The following is an 18,073-nucleotide window of genomic DNA, read 5'->3' as shown; positions in this document are numbered from 1 at the left end:
TATTTAAGGCAAAGTAGGAGCCTCAACCCAAATTTCCGCGGGTTTCTTTTTCAAAATACAGAATATGAAATGCGCTTTCGATTTCCCCCCGACCTGAAAGAATGGGTGATCTAACCGGTTTTTTAGAAAGCGAAGGACCGGTGAATCGATCGTCGCGAAATAAGAACCTGTCTAACGGCCAGGTTCTTGAAGCCCGAAATCAAATACATATTGGGTACCTATGTTTCGGGACGGACTATAGAAAGGAGGCGGTATGAAGATTTCAGTGGGCAATCTTCCCCAGGAATGGAAGGAAGAAGATTTGGAAAAATTATTCTCCAAATACGGAAAGGCCGAACATATTTCCATTAAAAAGGATAAACTCACGGGGAGATCTTTGGGTTACGGTTCTTTAGAAATGGAAGATGGGGCGGCAAAAAAGGCCCTGGAAGCTTTAAACAAGTACGAGGTTTCCGGAAAAGTATTAACGGTGGTAGACGCCGATGAATGGAAAAAGGAATTCGATAAAAAACAAACTGTGAAAGGTGGGCCAAGTCACAATAAGGTACATGGTAGCCAGACCACAGGAGGTTTTGGAAGTTCGGTCAGACGTACTGGAGGTAGAGGAAAATGAATTTAAAAAGAATCCATATATTAACCGCAATTTTAATCTCAGCATTCGTTCTGAGCCTGGGAGTATTCGCTCAAGGCAGCGGTCTGGTGATTAAAGACATCAAAAAGGGGACCGGAAAAGAGGCCTTCAATGGGTCTAACGTAACAGTTCACTATACAGGTTGGCTTACCAACGGAAAAAAATTCGATAGCTCCAAAGACAGAGGAACCCCGTTCCGTTTTGACCTAGGTGCTGGACAAGTGATCCGAGGCTGGGATAAAGGGGTCCAAGGTATGAAAGAAGGTGGGGTCCGTAAATTGACCATCCCTCCCGAAATGGGCTACGGAAGCTCAGGAGCCGGCACCATCCCTCCGAATTCTACCCTGATCTTCGAAGTAGAATTACTGAAAGTTTACTGACAATTCTGTGTTAAATCTGTTGCTTCTATTCTAACGGATAAGAAGCAACAGTAGTAAATTATCACGATTTCACTCCAATTCACGACAAACCTGCATCTCAACTTATCCTAGTTCATCTTTTTTTTCTAAAATTGTAATATTTAAACAAGCTCTCTCTTCCCATTTATTATACAGAGAAAATGGGGAGGAAGAAGGTTTTGAATCAAGAACACACATTAACCAACGCATCTTCTTCCCAATATCGTACTCTATTTGAATACCAACCGTTAGCTGCTTTTTTAGTGGAAGCGGATGGGACAATTGCCTTAGTAAACCAAAAGTTCGAAGACATCTCCGGAAGAAAAAAAACGGAGATAGAAGGAAGAATGAAATGGTCCCAGTTCGCGCATCCGGACGATACGGAAAGCCTGATGGACGCATTCATGGACAGATTTAAGCATGAAGTCCCTAAAGTGTTTTCCGCAAGAACAAGACTTCTTTCCGTAAACGGATATAAGAAAGTATATGTAAGAGCGAACAGGATCCCGACGGAAGAAGGTAGAGTCCTTGTCCAATTACAAGAGTTGGATGAAGAAGGACTTCTAAAGGATTATTCTTTAGAAGATTCTGACTATCGCTGGCGTTCTTTCCTGATGGAGGGAATGGATTTTGTGGTTATCATGGATCTGAACGGGAATGTATTATTCATCAATAAAACGTTTACCGGCGTTCCTGCAGAAGAGATCCAAGGGAAAAACTTTTTCGAAGTATTAAAAACATCTGATTCATTAAAATTACAGTCTGTGATTTCCAGAGTATTGAGCACAGGAAAGCCGGAAGCATTCGAGGAATGGAGTAGTTTCACCGGCAAAAGAAGCCATTATTATATTAGAATTTCTCCCGTTACTAAACAGGGAGAGATCAGCGCAATCTTACTTGCGATCTCCGATACCACTCAACAAAAAGAGTCAGATTCAGATCGTTTGAGAAGAATGGAGTCTCAAAGACATAGACAAAAGTTGGAAGCTTTGGGGACTTTGGCCGCAGGTGTTGCGCACGAGATTAATAATCCTCTTACAGGTATATTAAATTACGCCGAACTTGTTCGCACTCAGGTAGAAGAGAACGAATCTCTTTCCAAAAATATGGAAGTGATCATCCGGGAAAGTGAAAGAATTTCCGGGATCGTAAGAAGTCTATTAGGTTTTGCTCATAAAGAAGAAGGTTTAAAGGCCCACGTTTCCACGGGAGAAATATTATATTCTTCCATTCAGCTTCTAATGCCATTTTTGGTACGGGATGGGATTCGAGTAGAAGGATTAGACAGTTTGGTGGACACAAACACCGAAATCCCGCTTGTGATCGGTGAACCTCAAAAACTAAAACAGGTTTTTCTAAACTTGATCACTAACGCACGAGACTCTTTGAACGAAAAATACCCTTTTGAGACCGATCTTAAGAAGTTCCAAGTATCACAATCGGTTGTTGAGAGGGGAGATACCCGGTTTGTTAGGGTCACTGTCAAAGATTGGGGACTCGGGATCTGCGAAGAGAATCTAAATCGGATTTTCGATCCATTCTTCACCACAAAACCAACCTCGGTCGGAACCGGGTTAGGACTTTCAGTCAGCTATGAGATCGTTCGGGAAATGGGCGGAGAGATAGAGGTAGAAAGTTCCGAGGATGAGTTCGCCACATTTCATATCATGATCCCGGCTTCGGAAAAGATTTCTTGACCTTGCTTTAGGCGAGGAGATACTTTTGATCTCCTATGTCAGAAGCAGAGGAAAAAACTTCCGGAATCCGAACTCCTTTCCAATCCGCTTCTAGAAAAGATGTAATTCGGATCTTAGAAAGAATTACGGACGCATTTTTGTCCTTAGACAGAGAGCTCAGGATATTATACGCCAACTTCGAAGCCGAAAAACTGCTGGATATTATCCGGGAGAATTTAGTCGGCAAAAGATTGCCCGAAATACTTCCTCAATTCAATTACACTTCCTTATTCCCCGCTATGATAGAGTCAATGCATTCCGGACTCCCCAAAGATCTGGAGATCTTAGATCCAAAGGAGAATATCTGGTACGAGGTCCGCATCTTTCCCTCTATCGAAGACATAGCGGTTTACTTGCGTGATGTAACTTCTAGAAAAGAAGGAGAAGTCAAACTCAAGGAATCGGAAGAAAGGCTTTCCGAACTTGTAAGAACTTCTTTAGATTCCATTCTTTCCGTGAACGAATCTATGGAAATCGTAATGATGAACCCTGCAGCGGAGAAGTTATTTGGATATTCTTCCTGGGAAGTAAATGGAAAGTCTTTGGATTTTCTACTTCCATCCAGACATAAAAAATATATTTCCAAAGTATTATATCAGGTGGGGGAAAATCCGGACCGGGGGATCTTTGGTCCACTTCGTGCGAGACGTAAGAACGGAACGGAACCCATTTTAGAAGTTTCCGTCTCCAAAGTAAACACTTCTTCCGGAAAAGGATATACTCTTATTCTTCGAGATATTACCGACAGAATTTTTATCCAAAGGAAATTAAGGGGAACAGTAGAAGAGCTCAAAACGGTCGACAGAGAAAGGTTGGACCTCCTACAAAATTTGGAAGCGGAAGTGGAATCCCGGTCTAAAGAACTTTCCAAATTTTATCGTTTAATGAAAGAGGAATTGAATCTGGCTAAAAGAGTGCAGAACAGTTTGCTTCCTCCGATCGATTATTCCATTCCGGGAGTTCAGACTTTTGTAAATTACGTTCCGGTAATGGAAGTTGGAGGGGATTGGTTCGATATATTCGAATTTCGTCCCGGAGTCCTTAGGGTAATCCTGGCAGATGCTACCGGTCATGGGGTCCAGGCTGCACTTGTGACGATGACAATCAAGGGGGTTTACGAACCTCTAAAATATTTGGCTGATTCTCCTTTAGAACTGATCAAAGGGATCAATATAGATTATTGCAGAAATTTCAAAAATCTGCAGATGTATTTTTCCTGTTTTATCTTGGATGTGGATACGGTAGAAAGAAAAATCAGATTCGCATCCGGAGGTCACCCGGCACTTTTATGGAAGTCCAAATCAGGGATTAAACCTTTGGAAAGAACGGGATCTCTTTTAGGTTTGAATGCAAAAATGGAATATCTGGAAGAAGAATACGATTATTCGGAGGGAGATTCCATATTAATGTTAACCGACGGGATCTTTGAGGAATTCGATTCCGAACAAAATCCTTTCGGAGAAGAACGGATCGAAAAAATTTACAAAGAGTCCGGACTGAGCGGACTAGAATTACATTCTCAGATCATAAAGGAAATGAAAGCCCATTTGGGAGAAAAGGATCCACAAGACGATATCACATTGATTTCTTTAAACCTGACCTAATCTAAGTTGACCTAAGAGCTTATTTGGAAGGACCTTCTTTACGTGTCCGAATTTCTTATATTATTTCCATTGCTCCTGATCATATTGGGATTCGGATCGGTAGAATATATTTTTCATATCGCCAGAAGGAACAAGATCCCGGTCCGAATACATGTAAACGGAACTCGAGGAAAAAGTTCAGTCACAAGACTCATTGCATCCGGTTTAAAAGAAGGCGGGTTCTCCGTTCTTGCTAAAACCACAGGAACAGTTCCTAGACTGATCCTGCCTAACGGTGATGAAAAAAATATCATCAGATATGGCGCTCCCAACATTTTAGAGCAGAAGTTTGCGATCAAAGAAGCAGTTAGGCAAGGGGCGAATGTAATCGTTTTGGAATGTATGGCTCTTCTGCCGTTTAATCAGAAAGTTTCGGAAGAAAAATTAATCAAGGCTACTCATGCAGTCATCACGAATGTAAGAGAAGATCATTTGGAAATTATGGGCCCTGAGAAGAAGGACGTAGCTTTGGCTATAAGCGGCTCCATCCCGGAATCAAAAATCTTATTCACTTCGGAAAAGGAGTTTTTTCCGTTTTTTGAAAAGATAAGTAAAAGAAAGAATACGGAAATTGTTCCCGCTCGTCTCGAAAAATATGCTGATCTAAATTATATGCAAGGTTTTGCATATTATGAACATCCCGAAAACGTTGTTTTAGCCCTAGAAGTATGTGGATCCTTGGGGGTAAAACCCGAGATTGCGATCCAAGGAATGTGGTCCCATTCTCCGGATTTGGGGGCTACGTTCTTTACGGAATACGATATTGGGACAAAAAGAATCGCATTTGCAAACGGTTTTGCGGCGAACGATCCTAAATCCGCCGCAGATATTTGGGAGAATGCGATCCTCCGATTTACTGAATTCAAATATAAAGTCGCTCTTGTTAATTGTAGAAAGGACAGACCGGAAAGATCGGAACAAATGGCAAAAGAAATCCTTTCCTGGAATAAGAATATTCCAGACTTAATTTTGATTACGGGAGAAGAAACGGAGGTATTTAAAAAGACCTGTTCGAAGTTGAATGTAAGAAATTCTAAATTAGAAGATCTGAAATATTTAAATGCTAATGAAATACTAAATTTTTTAGAAAGGTCTCTACCTTCCGATTCGATGGTAGTCGGGCTTGGGAATATAGGCGGCTTGGGTTTAGAACTTCTGGAATGTTTAAAACGAAAGGAAATGCAGAAAGGTTAATATGGATTTATTAAGCATTTCTATAGGATTAGGTTTAGGGATCAGTTTATTCTTTTCCGAATTTTTCGGGATAGCCGGCGGGCTCGTAGTCCCGGGGTATTTCGCATTAAGATTTCAGGAACCAATCAGCATTCTTCTGACATTATTCGTGAGTGCTTGTGTTTTCGGTTTAGGAAAGATTATTTCAAAATTTGTAATATTGTACGGAAAAAGAAGGACTGCAATTCTTCTCTTGCTCGGCTTCGTGTTGGATACAATCTGCAACGAATGGTTTTTTCCCTTGTTTTTTACGGAAATGATCCATCTGGGATCGGAAGTAAAGGCGGTCGGTCATATCATTCCTGGGCTTATCGCAGTTTGGATGGATAGACAAGGTTGGTTGGAAACTTTTGCATCTTTACTCACTGCTTCCGTAATCGTTCGTTTGATATTAATTTTATTTCTCGGAAAGGAGTTATTGCCTTGAAGGGAATGTATTGGAAATCTTCCGACAAATCCGTCGTCTATTACCTGGTCCTTGCATTATTTTCGATTTTTGGAATGTATCTTGTGGAACATTTTCGTTCCGAAAAAATACAAGAACACTATTCCGAAAAAATAGAAGCTGCAAAACTCACTGAAAAAGCGTTCGAAGAGATTAAGCTATACAAAGGATCTAAGAACAAAAAGATCGATTTGGATTTTGATCCTTCCGGTTCCGGACTGATCGGAGAATTTTTTACTCCTATTACTAGCAATTTAGGATCGCTTCGAGCAAAACAAACCTCTATTAATCCGAACTTTGGCGCTTTAGTTTTAGAGTATTTGATACAAGCAGGTGTTCAAAAAAAAGATACAGTTGCAGTTTCTCTTTCCGGTTCTTTTCCTGCTTTGAATATTGCAGTGTATTCCGCCGCTAAAACTTTGGAACTGAAACTCGTAATTATCTCTAGTATGACTTCTTCCCAATGGGGTGCGAACGATCCCGAACTTTTATGGCCGGATATGGAGATATTATTTTATACCAAAGGGTTATTTCCTTATAGGTCCTTAGCCTATAGTTGGGGAGGAATAGAGGACCAAGCTTTCGGAATATCGAAAGAAGGGTTTAAGAAGCTACAAAATTCCGTCTCCAAAAATTCTCTCACAATGCTCCATTCTAAAAACTACTCGGAAAGTCTGGAGGAAAGAATAGGATTATATTCTTCGGAGATCCCTATTCTGAAATACAAGGCTTATATCAATGTGGGCGGAGGGACTGTTTCCGTCGGAACCAAAAAGAATGCGGGAGAATTTTCACCCGGTTTGAATCTGAAACATCCCGTGATCAGAGACGGAAAAGATTCCGTCATGAGACGATTCGCAAATTTAGGAATTCCGATCATTCATTTGGTCCGAGTAGAGGAGCTTGCGACTCAAAACGGATTTACGATCCAGCCTAAAAAGATCCCGGCTATTGGAGAAGGTAAAATATTCAAAAGATCCGAATATGATCTTCGTTTGGCGTCGGCAGTTTTAACAGGGATCTTAATTTTGCTTTATGTATTTTTTAAAAGAGACCATTTTATCGAAGAAGACAGGGACGAGTCGCTTTAATATTTCAAAAATTTGAAAATCTCCAGGTCTCTTTCCTTATCTTCCAATAATACGGATTCATAATGATTTTTGTCCGGGAGTTCGTAAACTTTTAGATTTTGGATCTTTTCTTTCATCTTCTCGATAGCGGAAGAAGGTAAAAGTTCATCTCCCGGTTTGAAATTCGGTTTTAAAGCTCGGATCACAAGCACTGGACAACGTAATGTCGAGTAGGGCATTATCTTGTTTTCTTGGACGGTTTTGAAAAATTCTTTCGGATCCTTAAATATCCTGGCAATGATCCCCGCGGGTTTCATCGCTCCTCCCATATTTTTTAGCTCCGAATCTATTACAAAAGGTGGAATAGAGCAGAGCACCGGACCGTAAAAAGTATCCCCGGGCATTAAAGAATTAGAAAGTATACCGACCGGTTCCAGTTCGTACAATAAGAAATTCTGAATATTTCTATTCCAGGCGGAAAGCAGAGGAGATTTTTTAGCTTCTTGTAGATAGATTTCCTTGCTAGGTATCCTCCTGCCAAGCCGTGCCAAAGAACCTTGTATCATGAGTAGATTGGAAATTTTACGTTTGATGGAAAGTTCACCGCCTCCATCTATCAGAACTGCCTTCTCCAAAAAACTGGAGAATTTTTCCGCAAATCTGAGAGTAATCCATGCGCCCAAAGAGTGAGAGAGGATCGATATTTTAGAATATCCTAATATAGTAGAAAGTTCTTTCAGATCCTGTGCGTGAATTCTTGCGGAATATTCTTCCTTAGGTTTGTCGGAATTTCCTCTTCCTCGCAGATCGTATACGATCACGGTGATACCTTTTTTGGAGAGTCCTTGAGCGATCGGTTCGAAGTTTTTTAGATTTCCCGTTAGGCCATGAACGCAGAAGAGGGGGACTTTGGATTTGCCTGGAAAGATCCGATAGGCGATTCGGATTCCGGATGGTAGAGTTGCTATTTTGGAATCCGAACCGAATTGTAACATTCTGTAATATTTAGGAAACTTCTGCTCCGAGTCGGATCAGAATATTCTCCAAATTTTTTTCCATTTCTGATCTGAATGCTAAATGTAGTAAAGCAATCTTTTCCCTTTTTTTGACTGCGGAGAATCCCTCTCCTTCTCTTTGTAACTTAAACCAGATCCTGGATTCGCCTAATCCCGAGAATTTAATACAAAAATCGTCTTCTTTCAGATCGAACTTTGTAATAGCGCCTAATTCACCTCCGGAGATAGCTTTTGTCAATTTCCGGAGGAAGGACTCAGGATCCGATTCGGTAACCTTGATCAGCTCCATATTACACCGTGATCATGTAGATCCCTTGTACAAGACCTACGATTGCACCTAAAACTGAACCGATCAGTATAAGAACATACTCATCTTCTTGGAAGGCGGATCTTAAGATAGGTTCGAATTCTTCAGGAGGAAGATCTTTCATACGTTTGAACATATTGTTCTCAATGCTCATCGCTCTTCCCATATAAGTTTCTAGTTTCGTAGAACTTCCTGCTAGGGAATCGCTTACCTTACGGATGACTTCTTTTTTGGTATTCTCGAAATCCGAATCTTCTCCCTTGTTCTCTTCGTCTAACTGTCCGGCTAGATTCAGGCGGGAAGCAGCGGATTCTGTTTCTGCTTGGATGGTTTCTACTAGGGTTCTGGCAGCTCTTTTGTACAAGATCTCTTCTAATACGTTTCTTGCAGTGAGCACTTGTGTTGCGAATACGTTGGAATATTTTTTGGAAACTTCTTCCTGTCTTGCGATGAATAATCCTCTGTATTTGATCGGTCCCAGTTTTTTTTCGTAAAGAGGTCGGAAGATCATAGTAAGCGCGACCCAGTTCGTAATATATCCGACGATCACTCCTTGGATAGGAAGAGTCCACCAGATAGGAAGATAATTCCAAAGTACTGCCTGTGCGATCCCGAGCGCTCCACCAAGAGCCCAGCCACAATGTTCGATAAATTTGAATTCTTTAGATCCGACTTCTTCGAATATGTTTACGATCCTTTCTACATTCGGACCTGTGAGCTTACGTAATACTAAGGATCTGAAATTGAAAACGGAGGATACGTTTTCCTTTACCTGCGTCATGATATTCTTCACAGTATGAGCGCATTTCTCTTGGACTGCTCTTACGATCTCTTCTCCATGTCCGTTCTCTAAATGTTTTCTAAGAACTGGATTGATATGATGAACGATCTCATGAGTCGCGGAAGGAATAAGCTCGTTTAGAACCGGTTGGAATTCGGTCTCTAATTGATCCGGATCTACTTTGGAGAAAAAGTCCTCTACCTTGATAAGCCTCTCGGTCATTATATTTACCGATTTTAAGGCCAATTTCTGGGCCTTCTTCGGAACGATCCCTTGCCATCCTAAATAAGGAGGAATTCCTACAAATTCCAATGGGTAGAAGGTCATTTTTAAGGCTACCACATTGGTAAACCAACCCACGAATCCGTAGGTAAAGGGCATCATGATGATCCCGATCAATTCTTTGTTTTGACTGAGGAAGGACAAATCCATATTTTCAATTCCTGTAGCGTGCGCTATACTATTCGGTTCTATTGCAAAGTCCTTTTCGAGGGAATGCACTGCAAGTTATTTTTCCGTTTGTTTTTCGGATCTGAACCGAGGTTTTGAAAAAAGATTTTTCAGAGTCGAATAAATACCGGAAAAAGTCCTCTCCAGTTTAAAACATGAAATCCTCCTTCTTTCCATACTGGTGCATACTTCTGGATCCTTCCGGATTGATCATTGAGACCAATCTTCCTTTGGAGTCCTGGAGACAAAACCCACTCTCTTACTTTTTGGATGGGACGGAGAAGATCCAAGGTGAGAAGGGAAACGCTGTACTTTCGTGGCAGCCGGGAAAAAGCCCTCTCTCATTTCCCGGGAATATCGGAATTATTGCAAATTGGACCCTTACTCACGGAATATTTTGGATCAGGATGGAACCAATGGAAGAAGGTTCCGATGCTCTTCTCGAAAATTCTTTTTGGAAGGAATTCCTATCCAGCGACAGACCCTTTCGCCAAATTTTTGAAACGAACCAGGCAATTAAATGGATCTTAGATCCGGATTCAGGTGATATTTTATACGCAAATCAAGCAGCGATCCAATTTTACGGATACAGCCAAGAAGAACTTTTGCAAATGAAGATAACGGATATCAATATCTTTACGAAGGAACAAATTTTCGATGAAATGAAACAAGCGGCGCTTGAAGCCCGGCAATATTTCCGATTCAAACATAAATTAAAAAACGGAGAAATCCGTGAGATGGAAGTGTATAGCGGGCCGTTACAATTCGGGGGCAAAAGAGTATTATTTTCCATATTATACGATGTAACGGAAAGAGTTAAGGCGATCTCTTTATTAGAAGAAAGTGAAAGAAAATATCGTTCTCTAGTAGAGAGCGCTTCCGATTCCATCATCATTACAAATTTTGAAACTAAAATTTTAGAAGTGAATAGAAGGATTTGCGAACTTTTGGAGTATACCAAAGAGCAACTCCAAACATTCAGCTTAAAGGATATTCTGGATGAGGACAGCTTTGCAGATTCAATGCGTAGGATTCCTGCATTAGAAATGGGCCAACCAGTCATCTTAAACAGAAGATTCAAAAGTAAATCGGGTAAAATTATAGAAGCGGAAGTGAATGCGGTCCGTATCGACGATTCCCGTTATATGGGAATCGTAAGGGACGTGACCGAAAGAAATTCCATGACCCGGACTTTGGAAAGATCTTTAAAAGAAAAAGAGGCAATGCTCCAGGAGATACATCATAGGGTCAAAAATAACCTACAAGTCGTTTCCAGTCTTCTTGGCTTACAATATGAGAATACGGATGATCCGAACTTGAAAAGGATCTTGCAAGAATGTGAGAACCGAGTCAAGTCCATGGGATTCGTTCATGCAGAACTCTATCGATCCGAAAATTTTGCTGCGGTGGACTTGGAAAATTATTTTACCACTGTTTCTTCCAATCTGATACGGGCCTACGGAGGACTTCCCCGCATCCAACTCCAATTGGATCTGAGTTCTTTGGAAGTAAGTATTGAAAAAGCTATTCCTCTGGGATTGATCTTGAATGAACTTCTCACCAACTCCTTAAAATACGCATTTCCGAAAGATCGTGCGGGAAAAATCCAAGTCTGCATTTATAAAGAAGAACAGAATATCGTCTTCTCATACTCAGACGACGGGGTAGGCTTTCGAAAAGAAAATCTTAACGGCTCCGGAACCATCGGCATCCAGCTCATTGAGATCTTATCCAGTCAGCTCAAGGCAAACTCCGAATTTACTTCGGAAAATGGAGTTGTTTTTCGTCTTAGAATTCCGGACCGGAAGCCAGGAAAGTAGCTTGATGGTTTTTTTCTAGGCTCAATACTCGGTCTTTGGTAAGGAACACATGCAACACACTACAGAAGAAATCCTACACCAGATTTATTTATTTTCCAGCTTCTCTATGGATGAATTAGCCAAAATAGCGGAGAAGACAAAATACAAGGTGCTCGAACAAGGGGACGCGGTTTACCAAGAAGGGAACGATGCAAAAGCGTTCTATGTGGTAATGTACGGAACCCTAAAAATTTTGACCTCCACCGAAAAAGGGGACGATGTGAGCGTGACTACGATCGCCACAGGTGATCATTTCGGAGAATTCCCGTTTTTGGATCAGGGAAAAAGAGCCGGAACGGTAGAAGCAATGGAACGTTGCGAACTTTTGGAAATTCCTTTCGAACACCTGCAACAGATTTTAGATTCAGATAAGGAACTTGCTCTGAAATTTTATAAAGGGATCACCACTTATTTGGTGAAAAGAATGAGACTTTTAACTCATGACTTAGCATACGCTAGAGAATTAAAGAAACGTTATTCGTGATCTAACTATGAATCGTAAATTTTTCCCAATCTACCTTTTTCTAATTTTATTCGGACTGACCTATTGTTCCGAGACACTCGTTAAAACCGGCATCGGCTATGAAAGATGGAAATCCGGTCTGGAAAAAAAACAAACCAAGATTGAACCTTGGAACTGGGTGTATTTAGAAGGGGGAGAAGGTAGCGAAAAAATACTGATGGTCCATGGATTCGGCGGAGATAAAGACAATTGGACTAGATTTTCCAAATGGCTTACTCCTACATACACCGTAGTGGCGGTGGATCTTCCCGGTTTTGGGGAGAATGATCGAATTGCGGATCAGGATTATAATGTTACTCAGCAAGTGAAACGACTGGATGAGTTCGTTCGTACATTGGGTTGGGAAAAATTCCATATCATAGGAAACTCCATGGGAGGAGCAATCTCCGGAGTGTATGCGGCAACTTATCCTCAAAAGATATTATCTTTAGGATTATTCGCTCCTTCGGGCGTGAATAGTCCCGAAAAAAGTGAATTGTCCAAAAATTTGGAGAAGGGTAAGAATAACTTAGTAGCGACTAACGCGGAAGAATTTCAAGAATTGATGAAATTCGTTTTTGTTACGCCCCCTCCGATCCCTTCCTTCTTAGCCTCTTATTTTGCGGAAAAAGCGGTTAAAAATTCGGAATTTAATAAATATATTTTTAAACAGATCAGATCTACAGGTTATCCGTTACAGGAAAATATGAATAAGATCCAAGCAAAAACACTGATTCTATGGGGAGATACTGACAGAGTATTGAGCGTCTCCGGCGCTGGGGTCTTAGAAAAAGGGATCAAAGGATCTAAAAAGGTGATCTTAAAAGATATGGGCCATGTTCCTATGTTGGAAAGGCCCGAAGAAGTAGCGAATACTTACAAAGAATTTTTAGTGAAGTAAGCTCCAAGAAAACTTCGGTTTTTTAGGAGTTGTTCGGAGATACGATGGCTCTTGCCAAACTTCTAAAATGGTTTCAAAATCGGAATCTTCGGAAAAAAATAGAAAAAGAGATCCGCGCCTTCGCGCCGGAAGTGTTCAACGATTATCTTTATCGAGTAGACGTACTAGATAATGGAAATCTAATATTAAGTTGGGCAAACGACGGATTCCTGAAATTCTGTGGGATCACTGCGGAAGACTTAAGTCATCCCTGGGCTGCCGCAGACCCAAAATACTTTCACCAAGACGATCTGGATCTGATTCGGCAAAGGGTCCGATCATTATTGTCCGGAGCTTCTCGAACGGACGAATATAGGGTATACGGACCCGACGGGCAGATCCGTTGGTTGAGAGACCATGCTCATCCGATCTGGGATCCGGTTAGAAAAAGAGTCACTCAGATCTACGGTTCCATCCAAGATTTAACCCCATTAAGAAAGAGTGAAATAGTACTTCAAGACCAACTTTCTTACACGAATATCCTTTTGGATAGCACGGAAGAATGGGTGATCCGAGTTAACCAAGCGGGGAAGATACAATATGTAAATTCTTCCGGAAGATCGGAGGTTAGAAGGCAATTCGGGATAGAATTACTTCCTGATTCAAGGATACTTTCTTTGATCTCGGAAACCCATAGAGAAATTTTCCAAGCTCAGCTAAACAAAGCATTTTCCGGAGCAAAAGTTAAATGGCATTTCTCCAGACTATTCCCGGTACAACCAAACTCCGAACTAGAAGTATCCTTTGCCCCTTTATCGAAAGAAGGCGCAATTAAGGAAGTCGTAATATTCTTAAAGGACGTGACCCTCAGGACAGTTTGGGAAACAGCCCTGCTTGCGAGCGAGGAAAAGTATAGAAAATTAGTGGAAGTATCTCCGGATGCGATTGGATTACATGCGGATGGAAAAGTAATCTATATCAACCAAACAGGTCTTAAAATGTTGGGCTATGAAACTATGGAGGAGATAGAAGGAAAACCGATCATAGAATTTATCCATCCGGAATCCAGACAGGTTGTAGCGGAAAGAGTTCTCAAAGCGATGCTCAGGTCCGAACCATTGGAACCGATAGAGGAAAAATTCATTCGAAAAGACGGAACAGAGATCTCTGTAGAAGTTTCCGGAGTGGCATTCGAGCAAAGAGGGCAAAAGTTAATGCAGGTGATCGTCAGGGATATCACCGAAAGGAAAAAAGCGGAACTCGAACTAAGCGAACTTAGGAGAAAAATCCTACAAACCAACGATAGACTCCAAGCAATTATAGAAGGTGTAAAGGATTCTATCTGCGCTGTGGACATGGATCTAAGGGTCATCTCATGTAATACTGCATTCGAACTCATGGTTTGGAAAGTATATGGAAAAAGGGTCACAGTAGGCCAAAGGATTTGGGATATCGCCATCGATGATCCGGAAGAAAGAGAAAGAATTATCCGAAATTGGAGTAGGGCATTGACCGGCGAAGTTTTCAAGATGGAGAGAAAGATTTCTGGTTTAGTCAAAGATTCCATCGTACTCGAGATAACTTATAGTTCTATTCGGGACGAAAGCCATAATATGATAGGCGCCACTCAAATTATCCGAGACGTAACGGATAGATACCAATACGAAGAAACGCTAAGAAAATCCTTGGACGAAAAGGAAGTGATGTTGAAGGAGATCCATCATAGGGTTAAAAACAATCTTCAGGTAGTCTCCAGTCTTTTGAGTTTACAAACGGATTTTATCGACGATCCAAAGCTAGTTTCTATCCTGAAAGAATGTGAGAGAAGGATCCAATCCATGGCGTTGGTTCACAAGGAACTATACCAAAACGATACCATAGCTGACGCGGACTTCACGGAATATCTAAATAACTTACTCGTAGCGTTAGTCCAATCGTACGGCGCAAATAAAAAAGTCGGTTATTCCATCGAATCGCAAGATATACGTTTAAATTTGGATTGTGCGATACCGCTTGCATTGGTATTCAACGAACTAGTTTCAAATTCCTTAAAATACGCCTTTCCAGGAGATCGAAAGGGAGACATTTTTATCTCCATTTCCAAAATGGAAAACGGGCTTTCCATCTCGATCGGAGACAATGGAGTAGGGCTTCCTAAAAATGTGGATGTCAGAAATTCGGAAGGGTTAGGATTACAATTGGTCGGAATGTTATTGGATAAATTGAAAGCTAAATGGGGACTGGAACCGGTAGATACTGGTACCAGATACAAAATAGAACTTCCCATCCCTAAATAGGTCTTTAAATGAATTGATTCTCATCCGGTTTCAAAAAGGCTGGAAGCGATGAATCTAATCTCCGTAGATAAGATCGGCAAATCCATTGGCGAAAAACAACTCTTCCAAAACCTAAGCTTTGGGATAGACGAGGGAGAAAAAACAGGATTACTCGGGATCAACGGATCCGGAAAATCCACTTTGCTTAGGATCTTACTCGGAATGGAAGAACCGGACACTGGCAAAGTAGTCCGAAATAGAGAACTCAAAATATCATTCCTATCCCAATTTCCCGAATTCGATCCTAATAAAACCGTACTAGAACATATACTTTCAGGTTCGGGAATACTTTTAGATACAGTTAGAAGATACGAAAAGGCCTGTATCGAATTGGAAAAAGGCGGAGAAGAAGCCGAAAAAGAATATCATCTCGCAATGGAAAAAATGGATTCGAAGCAGGCTTGGGAACTCGAATCCAAACTTAAAAACATATTAAGAGAACTGAATATACCTGATCTTTCCCGAAAAATGGGAGAACTTTCCGGAGGAATGGCTAAAAAAGTCTCTCTTGCGCAGGCATTAACCGACGAATCTAATTTTTTGGTGTTAGACGAGCCTACCAACCACTTGGATATAGATGCGATCCTTTGGCTCCAGGATTTTCTGAAAAATACGGAAAAGGCGGTACTTCTTGTCACCCATGATAGATATTTTTTAGAAGAGATCGCAAACCGTATCTTAGAAATAGATAGAGGGAATTTTAGGATTTATCCCGGAAATTACGATCTGTATCTCGAAAAAAAAGTGGAGATGCAGGTAATCGAAGAGAAGGAAGAAGCAAAAAGAAGATCTTTTCTCAGAACGGAACTTGAATGGCTCAAACGTCAACCTAAAGCGAGAGGCACAAAACAAAAGGCCAGGACAGATCGTGCAATCGAAGTAATGGAAAGAAAGAAGGCTGGTAAGGATATAGTCTTGGATATTTCCGTTTCCGGAAGAAGATTGGGCGGAAAAATATTAGAATTAAAGAATATAAAAAAATCATATCCGAATATGGAGTTAATCTCCGGATTCTCTTACGTCTTCAAGAGTAAAGAAAGGATCGGCATCGTGGGACCGAATGGTGCCGGAAAGACCACACTTTTGAATTTGATCACTGGAAGAGAAAAAGCCGATTCTGGAGATGTGGCAGCAGGTTTAAATACAAGTTTTGGATATTTCGATCAGTTGGGAAAGGAACTCCCTGGTCCGAAAAAAGTATTAGAATATGTTAAAGAAGAGATTGCTCCTACGATCAAGATGAACGACGGATCTACTTGGACAGCTTCTCAGTTCTTGGAGAGATTTTTGTTTCCTCCCCAATTACAACAGACTAAGATCGAAAGATTGTCCGGTGGCGAAAAGAAAAGGCTTTATCTTATTCTACTTCTCATGAAAAATCCGAACTTCTTAGTTTTGGACGAGCCCACAAACGATTTGGATATTCCTACACTGTCGGTGCTTGAGGAATTCTTAGATGATTTTCCGGGAGTGGTACTTGTGGTTTCTCACGATCGTTACTTCATGGATCGGGTCACCGACTATCTATTCGTATTCAAAGGAGATGGGAAGATCGACAGATTCCCCGGCAATTATTCTGAATATCTGGAATATAGAGAATACGAAGAGAAAGAAACCAAGACAAACACTCCTAAACCGCCCGAAAAACAACCGGACAATAAGAAAAAGGGCCTAAGCTACCAAGATAAAAGGAAACTGGAGATCTTGGAAAAAGAGATACTCTCTTTGGAAACGGAGGAGAAGGAGTTGGTCCAAAACTTACAGTCTCCCGATCCTGAGCTTGCCAGAAAATCGGGAGAAAGATTGAGTCATCTACAAGAGGAATTACATAAGAAGGTCGCCGATTGGGAAGAGCTAGCTTCTAAAGAATAGAATCTGCTCTAATCTAACAATAGAAAGCCGATCCCTTATACTCACTCAAACTTTTATCTTCATTAAACAGTGTTAAACGAACTAATCCAAAGTGATTAGTTGTCATGTTCGTATATTCCTAATCACATGATTTTTATTCCTTAGTGTCGCTCGATGCTTGACTAAAAAAGAGCTATAACCATCTTCCTTCCTATGAAACGTCTGACATTGTTATTCTTATTTTCTTATCTTTCTTTAGCCAATTGTGGTAGTGATTCCAAACAAGATCTAAGCGGTTTACTATTATTATTGGCAGGAGGCGGGGGATTAAATTCTTTCCATTGCGGTCAGACGGTTGCGAATCCTGTAACGTTTGCGAATGCTAATGATGCTTATATTAATAGCGTCAACAACGACTCTTTTATCACAGCGTTGGGAGGAAATAACTGCGGGACAGCGACTCTCGTGGACAATGATAATGGAACGGTTACTGATTCCAAAAATCACTTTTTATGGACTTTGTGCACTGGATTCAATTCCGGAACCGGAACCATTTCATTATATGATTATGTGACTGGGGATTGTAATGCGGGCTCCGTTACCGCGAATGATTTCAATATTACCCAAGCCGAAGCGGAAACATTCTGTGATAATTTAACGTTAGCTGGTCATTCCGATTGGATGCTACCAGATGCAATTCAATTGTATTCTTTGTATAGCTCAACGAATCCTTTTGCTTTGAGTTCTTTTGGAACTAAAAGCTCTTTGGCAAGGGTGGGGGGAGCTTGGTCAACTACTCAAAGAAATTCGCAGAGCATCGTAAATGTTTATGGAAGTGCAACTGATCGATTCTTTTCTACTAACGCTACTTCAACAGCGATTTCTAGTTTCATCTGCGTAGCAAAATTATGAAATTATTTTTCGATAATTTAATT

At 40.9% G+C, this 18,073-nt stretch carries 16 protein-coding genes; 13 read left to right on the top strand and 3 right to left on the bottom strand.

What is annotated here, in order from left to right:
- Positions 1-253 precede the first annotated feature (253 nt).
- The 7 genes from LEP1GSC185_RS15240 (at position 254) to pgsW (ending at position 7,177) form a co-directional block, all read left to right on the top strand.
- Positions 254-613, top strand: coding sequence for an RNA recognition motif domain-containing protein (locus tag LEP1GSC185_RS15240; protein ID WP_008591366.1), 360 nt, complete (start codon positions 254-256; stop codon positions 611-613).
- Positions 610-1,011: an FKBP-type peptidyl-prolyl cis-trans isomerase gene (locus tag LEP1GSC185_RS15235; RefSeq protein ID WP_008590410.1), complete on the top strand. Its 402-nt coding sequence runs from the start codon at positions 610-612 to the stop codon at positions 1,009-1,011. Before LEP1GSC185_RS15240 ends, LEP1GSC185_RS15235 begins: the two co-directional genes overlap by 4 nt.
- 197 nt (positions 1,012-1,208) lie before the next feature.
- Positions 1,209-2,726, top strand: a complete 1,518-nt coding sequence (locus LEP1GSC185_RS15230) for a PAS domain-containing sensor histidine kinase (protein WP_008590688.1) — start codon at positions 1,209-1,211, stop codon at positions 2,724-2,726.
- 35 nt (positions 2,727-2,761) lie between these two features.
- Positions 2,762-4,369: a SpoIIE family protein phosphatase gene (locus LEP1GSC185_RS15225; protein ID WP_008589827.1), complete on the top strand. Its 1,608-nt coding sequence runs from the start codon at positions 2,762-2,764 to the stop codon at positions 4,367-4,369.
- A gap of 42 nt (positions 4,370-4,411) precedes the next feature.
- Positions 4,412-5,602 carry a poly-gamma-glutamate synthase PgsB gene (gene pgsB, locus LEP1GSC185_RS15220; RefSeq protein WP_008591576.1) on the top strand — a complete coding sequence of 397 codons (1,191 nt, stop codon included), beginning with the start codon at positions 4,412-4,414 and terminating at the stop codon, positions 5,600-5,602.
- A gap of 1 nt (position 5,603) precedes the next feature.
- On the top strand, positions 5,604-6,068 hold the full coding sequence (gene pgsC, locus LEP1GSC185_RS15215; RefSeq protein WP_008590462.1) for a poly-gamma-glutamate biosynthesis protein PgsC: 465 nt from the start codon (positions 5,604-5,606) through the stop codon (positions 6,066-6,068).
- 5 nt (positions 6,069-6,073) lie between these two features.
- The gene (pgsW, locus tag LEP1GSC185_RS15210; RefSeq protein WP_232298423.1) at positions 6,074-7,177 is read left to right on the top strand and encodes a poly-gamma-glutamate system protein; all 1,104 of its coding nucleotides are present in this window, start codon (positions 6,074-6,076) and stop codon (positions 7,175-7,177) included.
- On the opposite strand, the gene LEP1GSC185_RS15205 is transcribed toward pgsW, so the two are convergent.
- From LEP1GSC185_RS15205 to LEP1GSC185_RS15195, 3 genes are read right to left on the bottom strand one after another with little or no spacing between them, the layout of a single operon-like run.
- The gene (locus LEP1GSC185_RS15205; RefSeq protein ID WP_008591034.1) at positions 7,174-8,151 is read right to left on the bottom strand and encodes an alpha/beta hydrolase; all 978 of its coding nucleotides are present in this window, start codon (positions 8,149-8,151) and stop codon (positions 7,174-7,176) included. The two genes, pgsW and LEP1GSC185_RS15205, sit on opposite strands and share 4 nt — an antisense overlap.
- 10 nt (positions 8,152-8,161) lie before the next feature.
- Positions 8,162-8,461, bottom strand: coding sequence for a hypothetical protein (locus LEP1GSC185_RS15200; RefSeq protein ID WP_008591468.1), 300 nt, complete (start codon positions 8,459-8,461; stop codon positions 8,162-8,164).
- A gap of 1 nt (position 8,462) precedes the next feature.
- Positions 8,463-9,692 carry a DUF445 domain-containing protein gene (locus LEP1GSC185_RS15195; RefSeq protein ID WP_008590005.1) on the bottom strand — a complete coding sequence of 410 codons (1,230 nt, stop codon included), beginning with the start codon at positions 9,690-9,692 and terminating at the stop codon, positions 8,463-8,465.
- A gap of 173 nt (positions 9,693-9,865) precedes the next feature.
- Here LEP1GSC185_RS15195 and LEP1GSC185_RS15190 point away from each other — a divergent pair, with 173 nt between their 5' ends.
- From LEP1GSC185_RS15190 to LEP1GSC185_RS15165, 6 genes are all read left to right on the top strand, one after another.
- Entirely contained in the window at positions 9,866-11,530 is a 1,665-nt protein-coding gene (locus LEP1GSC185_RS15190; protein ID WP_008591149.1) for a sensor histidine kinase, read from the top strand.
- A 49-nt stretch (positions 11,531-11,579) separates the two neighbouring features.
- Entirely contained in the window at positions 11,580-12,053 is a 474-nt protein-coding gene (locus LEP1GSC185_RS15185) for a cyclic nucleotide-binding domain-containing protein (protein ID WP_008590443.1), read from the top strand.
- 7 nt (positions 12,054-12,060) lie between these two features.
- Positions 12,061-12,972: an alpha/beta fold hydrolase gene (locus LEP1GSC185_RS15180; RefSeq protein WP_008590795.1), complete on the top strand. Its 912-nt coding sequence runs from the start codon at positions 12,061-12,063 to the stop codon at positions 12,970-12,972.
- A 44-nt stretch (positions 12,973-13,016) separates the two neighbouring features.
- On the top strand, positions 13,017-15,248 hold the full coding sequence (locus LEP1GSC185_RS15175) for a PAS domain-containing sensor histidine kinase (RefSeq protein ID WP_008590060.1): 2,232 nt from the start codon (positions 13,017-13,019) through the stop codon (positions 15,246-15,248).
- 48 nt (positions 15,249-15,296) lie between these two features.
- A complete protein-coding gene (locus LEP1GSC185_RS15170) occupies positions 15,297-17,159 on the top strand; it encodes an ABC-F family ATP-binding cassette domain-containing protein (RefSeq protein ID WP_008591721.1) in 1,863 nt (620 codons plus the stop codon).
- 192 nt (positions 17,160-17,351) lie between these two features.
- Entirely contained in the window at positions 17,352-18,050 is a 699-nt protein-coding gene (locus LEP1GSC185_RS15165) for an Lcl domain-containing protein (RefSeq protein ID WP_008590533.1), read from the top strand.
- Positions 18,051-18,073: the final 23 nt, after the last annotated feature.

This window comes from Leptospira licerasiae serovar Varillal str. VAR 010, from assembly GCF_000244755.1.
GTDB lineage: Bacteria > Spirochaetota > Leptospiria > Leptospirales > Leptospiraceae > Leptospira_B > Leptospira_B licerasiae.
The sequence above is the reverse complement of the archived record's forward strand: the minus strand, read 5'-3'. Positions and strand labels throughout refer to the sequence as shown.

Excerpts from the sequence above, each read along its gene's own strand:
- LEP1GSC185_RS15165 (WP_008590533.1), top strand. The coding sequence starts at position 17,352 with ATGAAACGTCTGACATTGTTATTCTTATTTTCTTATCTTTCTTTAGCC.
- LEP1GSC185_RS15225 (WP_008589827.1), top strand. The coding sequence starts at position 2,762 with ATGTCAGAAGCAGAGGAAAAAACTTCCGGAATCCGAACTCCTTTCCAA.
- LEP1GSC185_RS15235 (WP_008590410.1), top strand. The coding sequence starts at position 610 with ATGAATTTAAAAAGAATCCATATATTAACCGCAATTTTAATCTCAGCA.
- LEP1GSC185_RS15205 (WP_008591034.1), bottom strand. The coding sequence starts at position 8,151 with ATGTTACAATTCGGTTCGGATTCCAAAATAGCAACTCTACCATCCGGA.
- LEP1GSC185_RS15175 (WP_008590060.1), top strand. The coding sequence starts at position 13,017 with ATGGCTCTTGCCAAACTTCTAAAATGGTTTCAAAATCGGAATCTTCGG.
- pgsC (WP_008590462.1), top strand. The coding sequence starts at position 5,604 with ATGGATTTATTAAGCATTTCTATAGGATTAGGTTTAGGGATCAGTTTA.
- LEP1GSC185_RS15200 (WP_008591468.1), bottom strand. The coding sequence starts at position 8,461 with ATGGAGCTGATCAAGGTTACCGAATCGGATCCTGAGTCCTTCCTCCGG.
- LEP1GSC185_RS15180 (WP_008590795.1), top strand. The coding sequence starts at position 12,061 with ATGAATCGTAAATTTTTCCCAATCTACCTTTTTCTAATTTTATTCGGA.
- LEP1GSC185_RS15185 (WP_008590443.1), top strand. The coding sequence starts at position 11,580 with ATGCAACACACTACAGAAGAAATCCTACACCAGATTTATTTATTTTCC.
- LEP1GSC185_RS15170 (WP_008591721.1), top strand. The coding sequence starts at position 15,297 with ATGAATCTAATCTCCGTAGATAAGATCGGCAAATCCATTGGCGAAAAA.
- LEP1GSC185_RS15190 (WP_008591149.1), top strand. The coding sequence starts at position 9,866 with ATGAAATCCTCCTTCTTTCCATACTGGTGCATACTTCTGGATCCTTCC.
- LEP1GSC185_RS15195 (WP_008590005.1), bottom strand. The coding sequence starts at position 9,692 with ATGGATTTGTCCTTCCTCAGTCAAAACAAAGAATTGATCGGGATCATC.
- pgsW (WP_232298423.1), top strand. The coding sequence starts at position 6,074 with ATGTATTGGAAATCTTCCGACAAATCCGTCGTCTATTACCTGGTCCTT.
- LEP1GSC185_RS15240 (WP_008591366.1), top strand. The coding sequence starts at position 254 with ATGAAGATTTCAGTGGGCAATCTTCCCCAGGAATGGAAGGAAGAAGAT.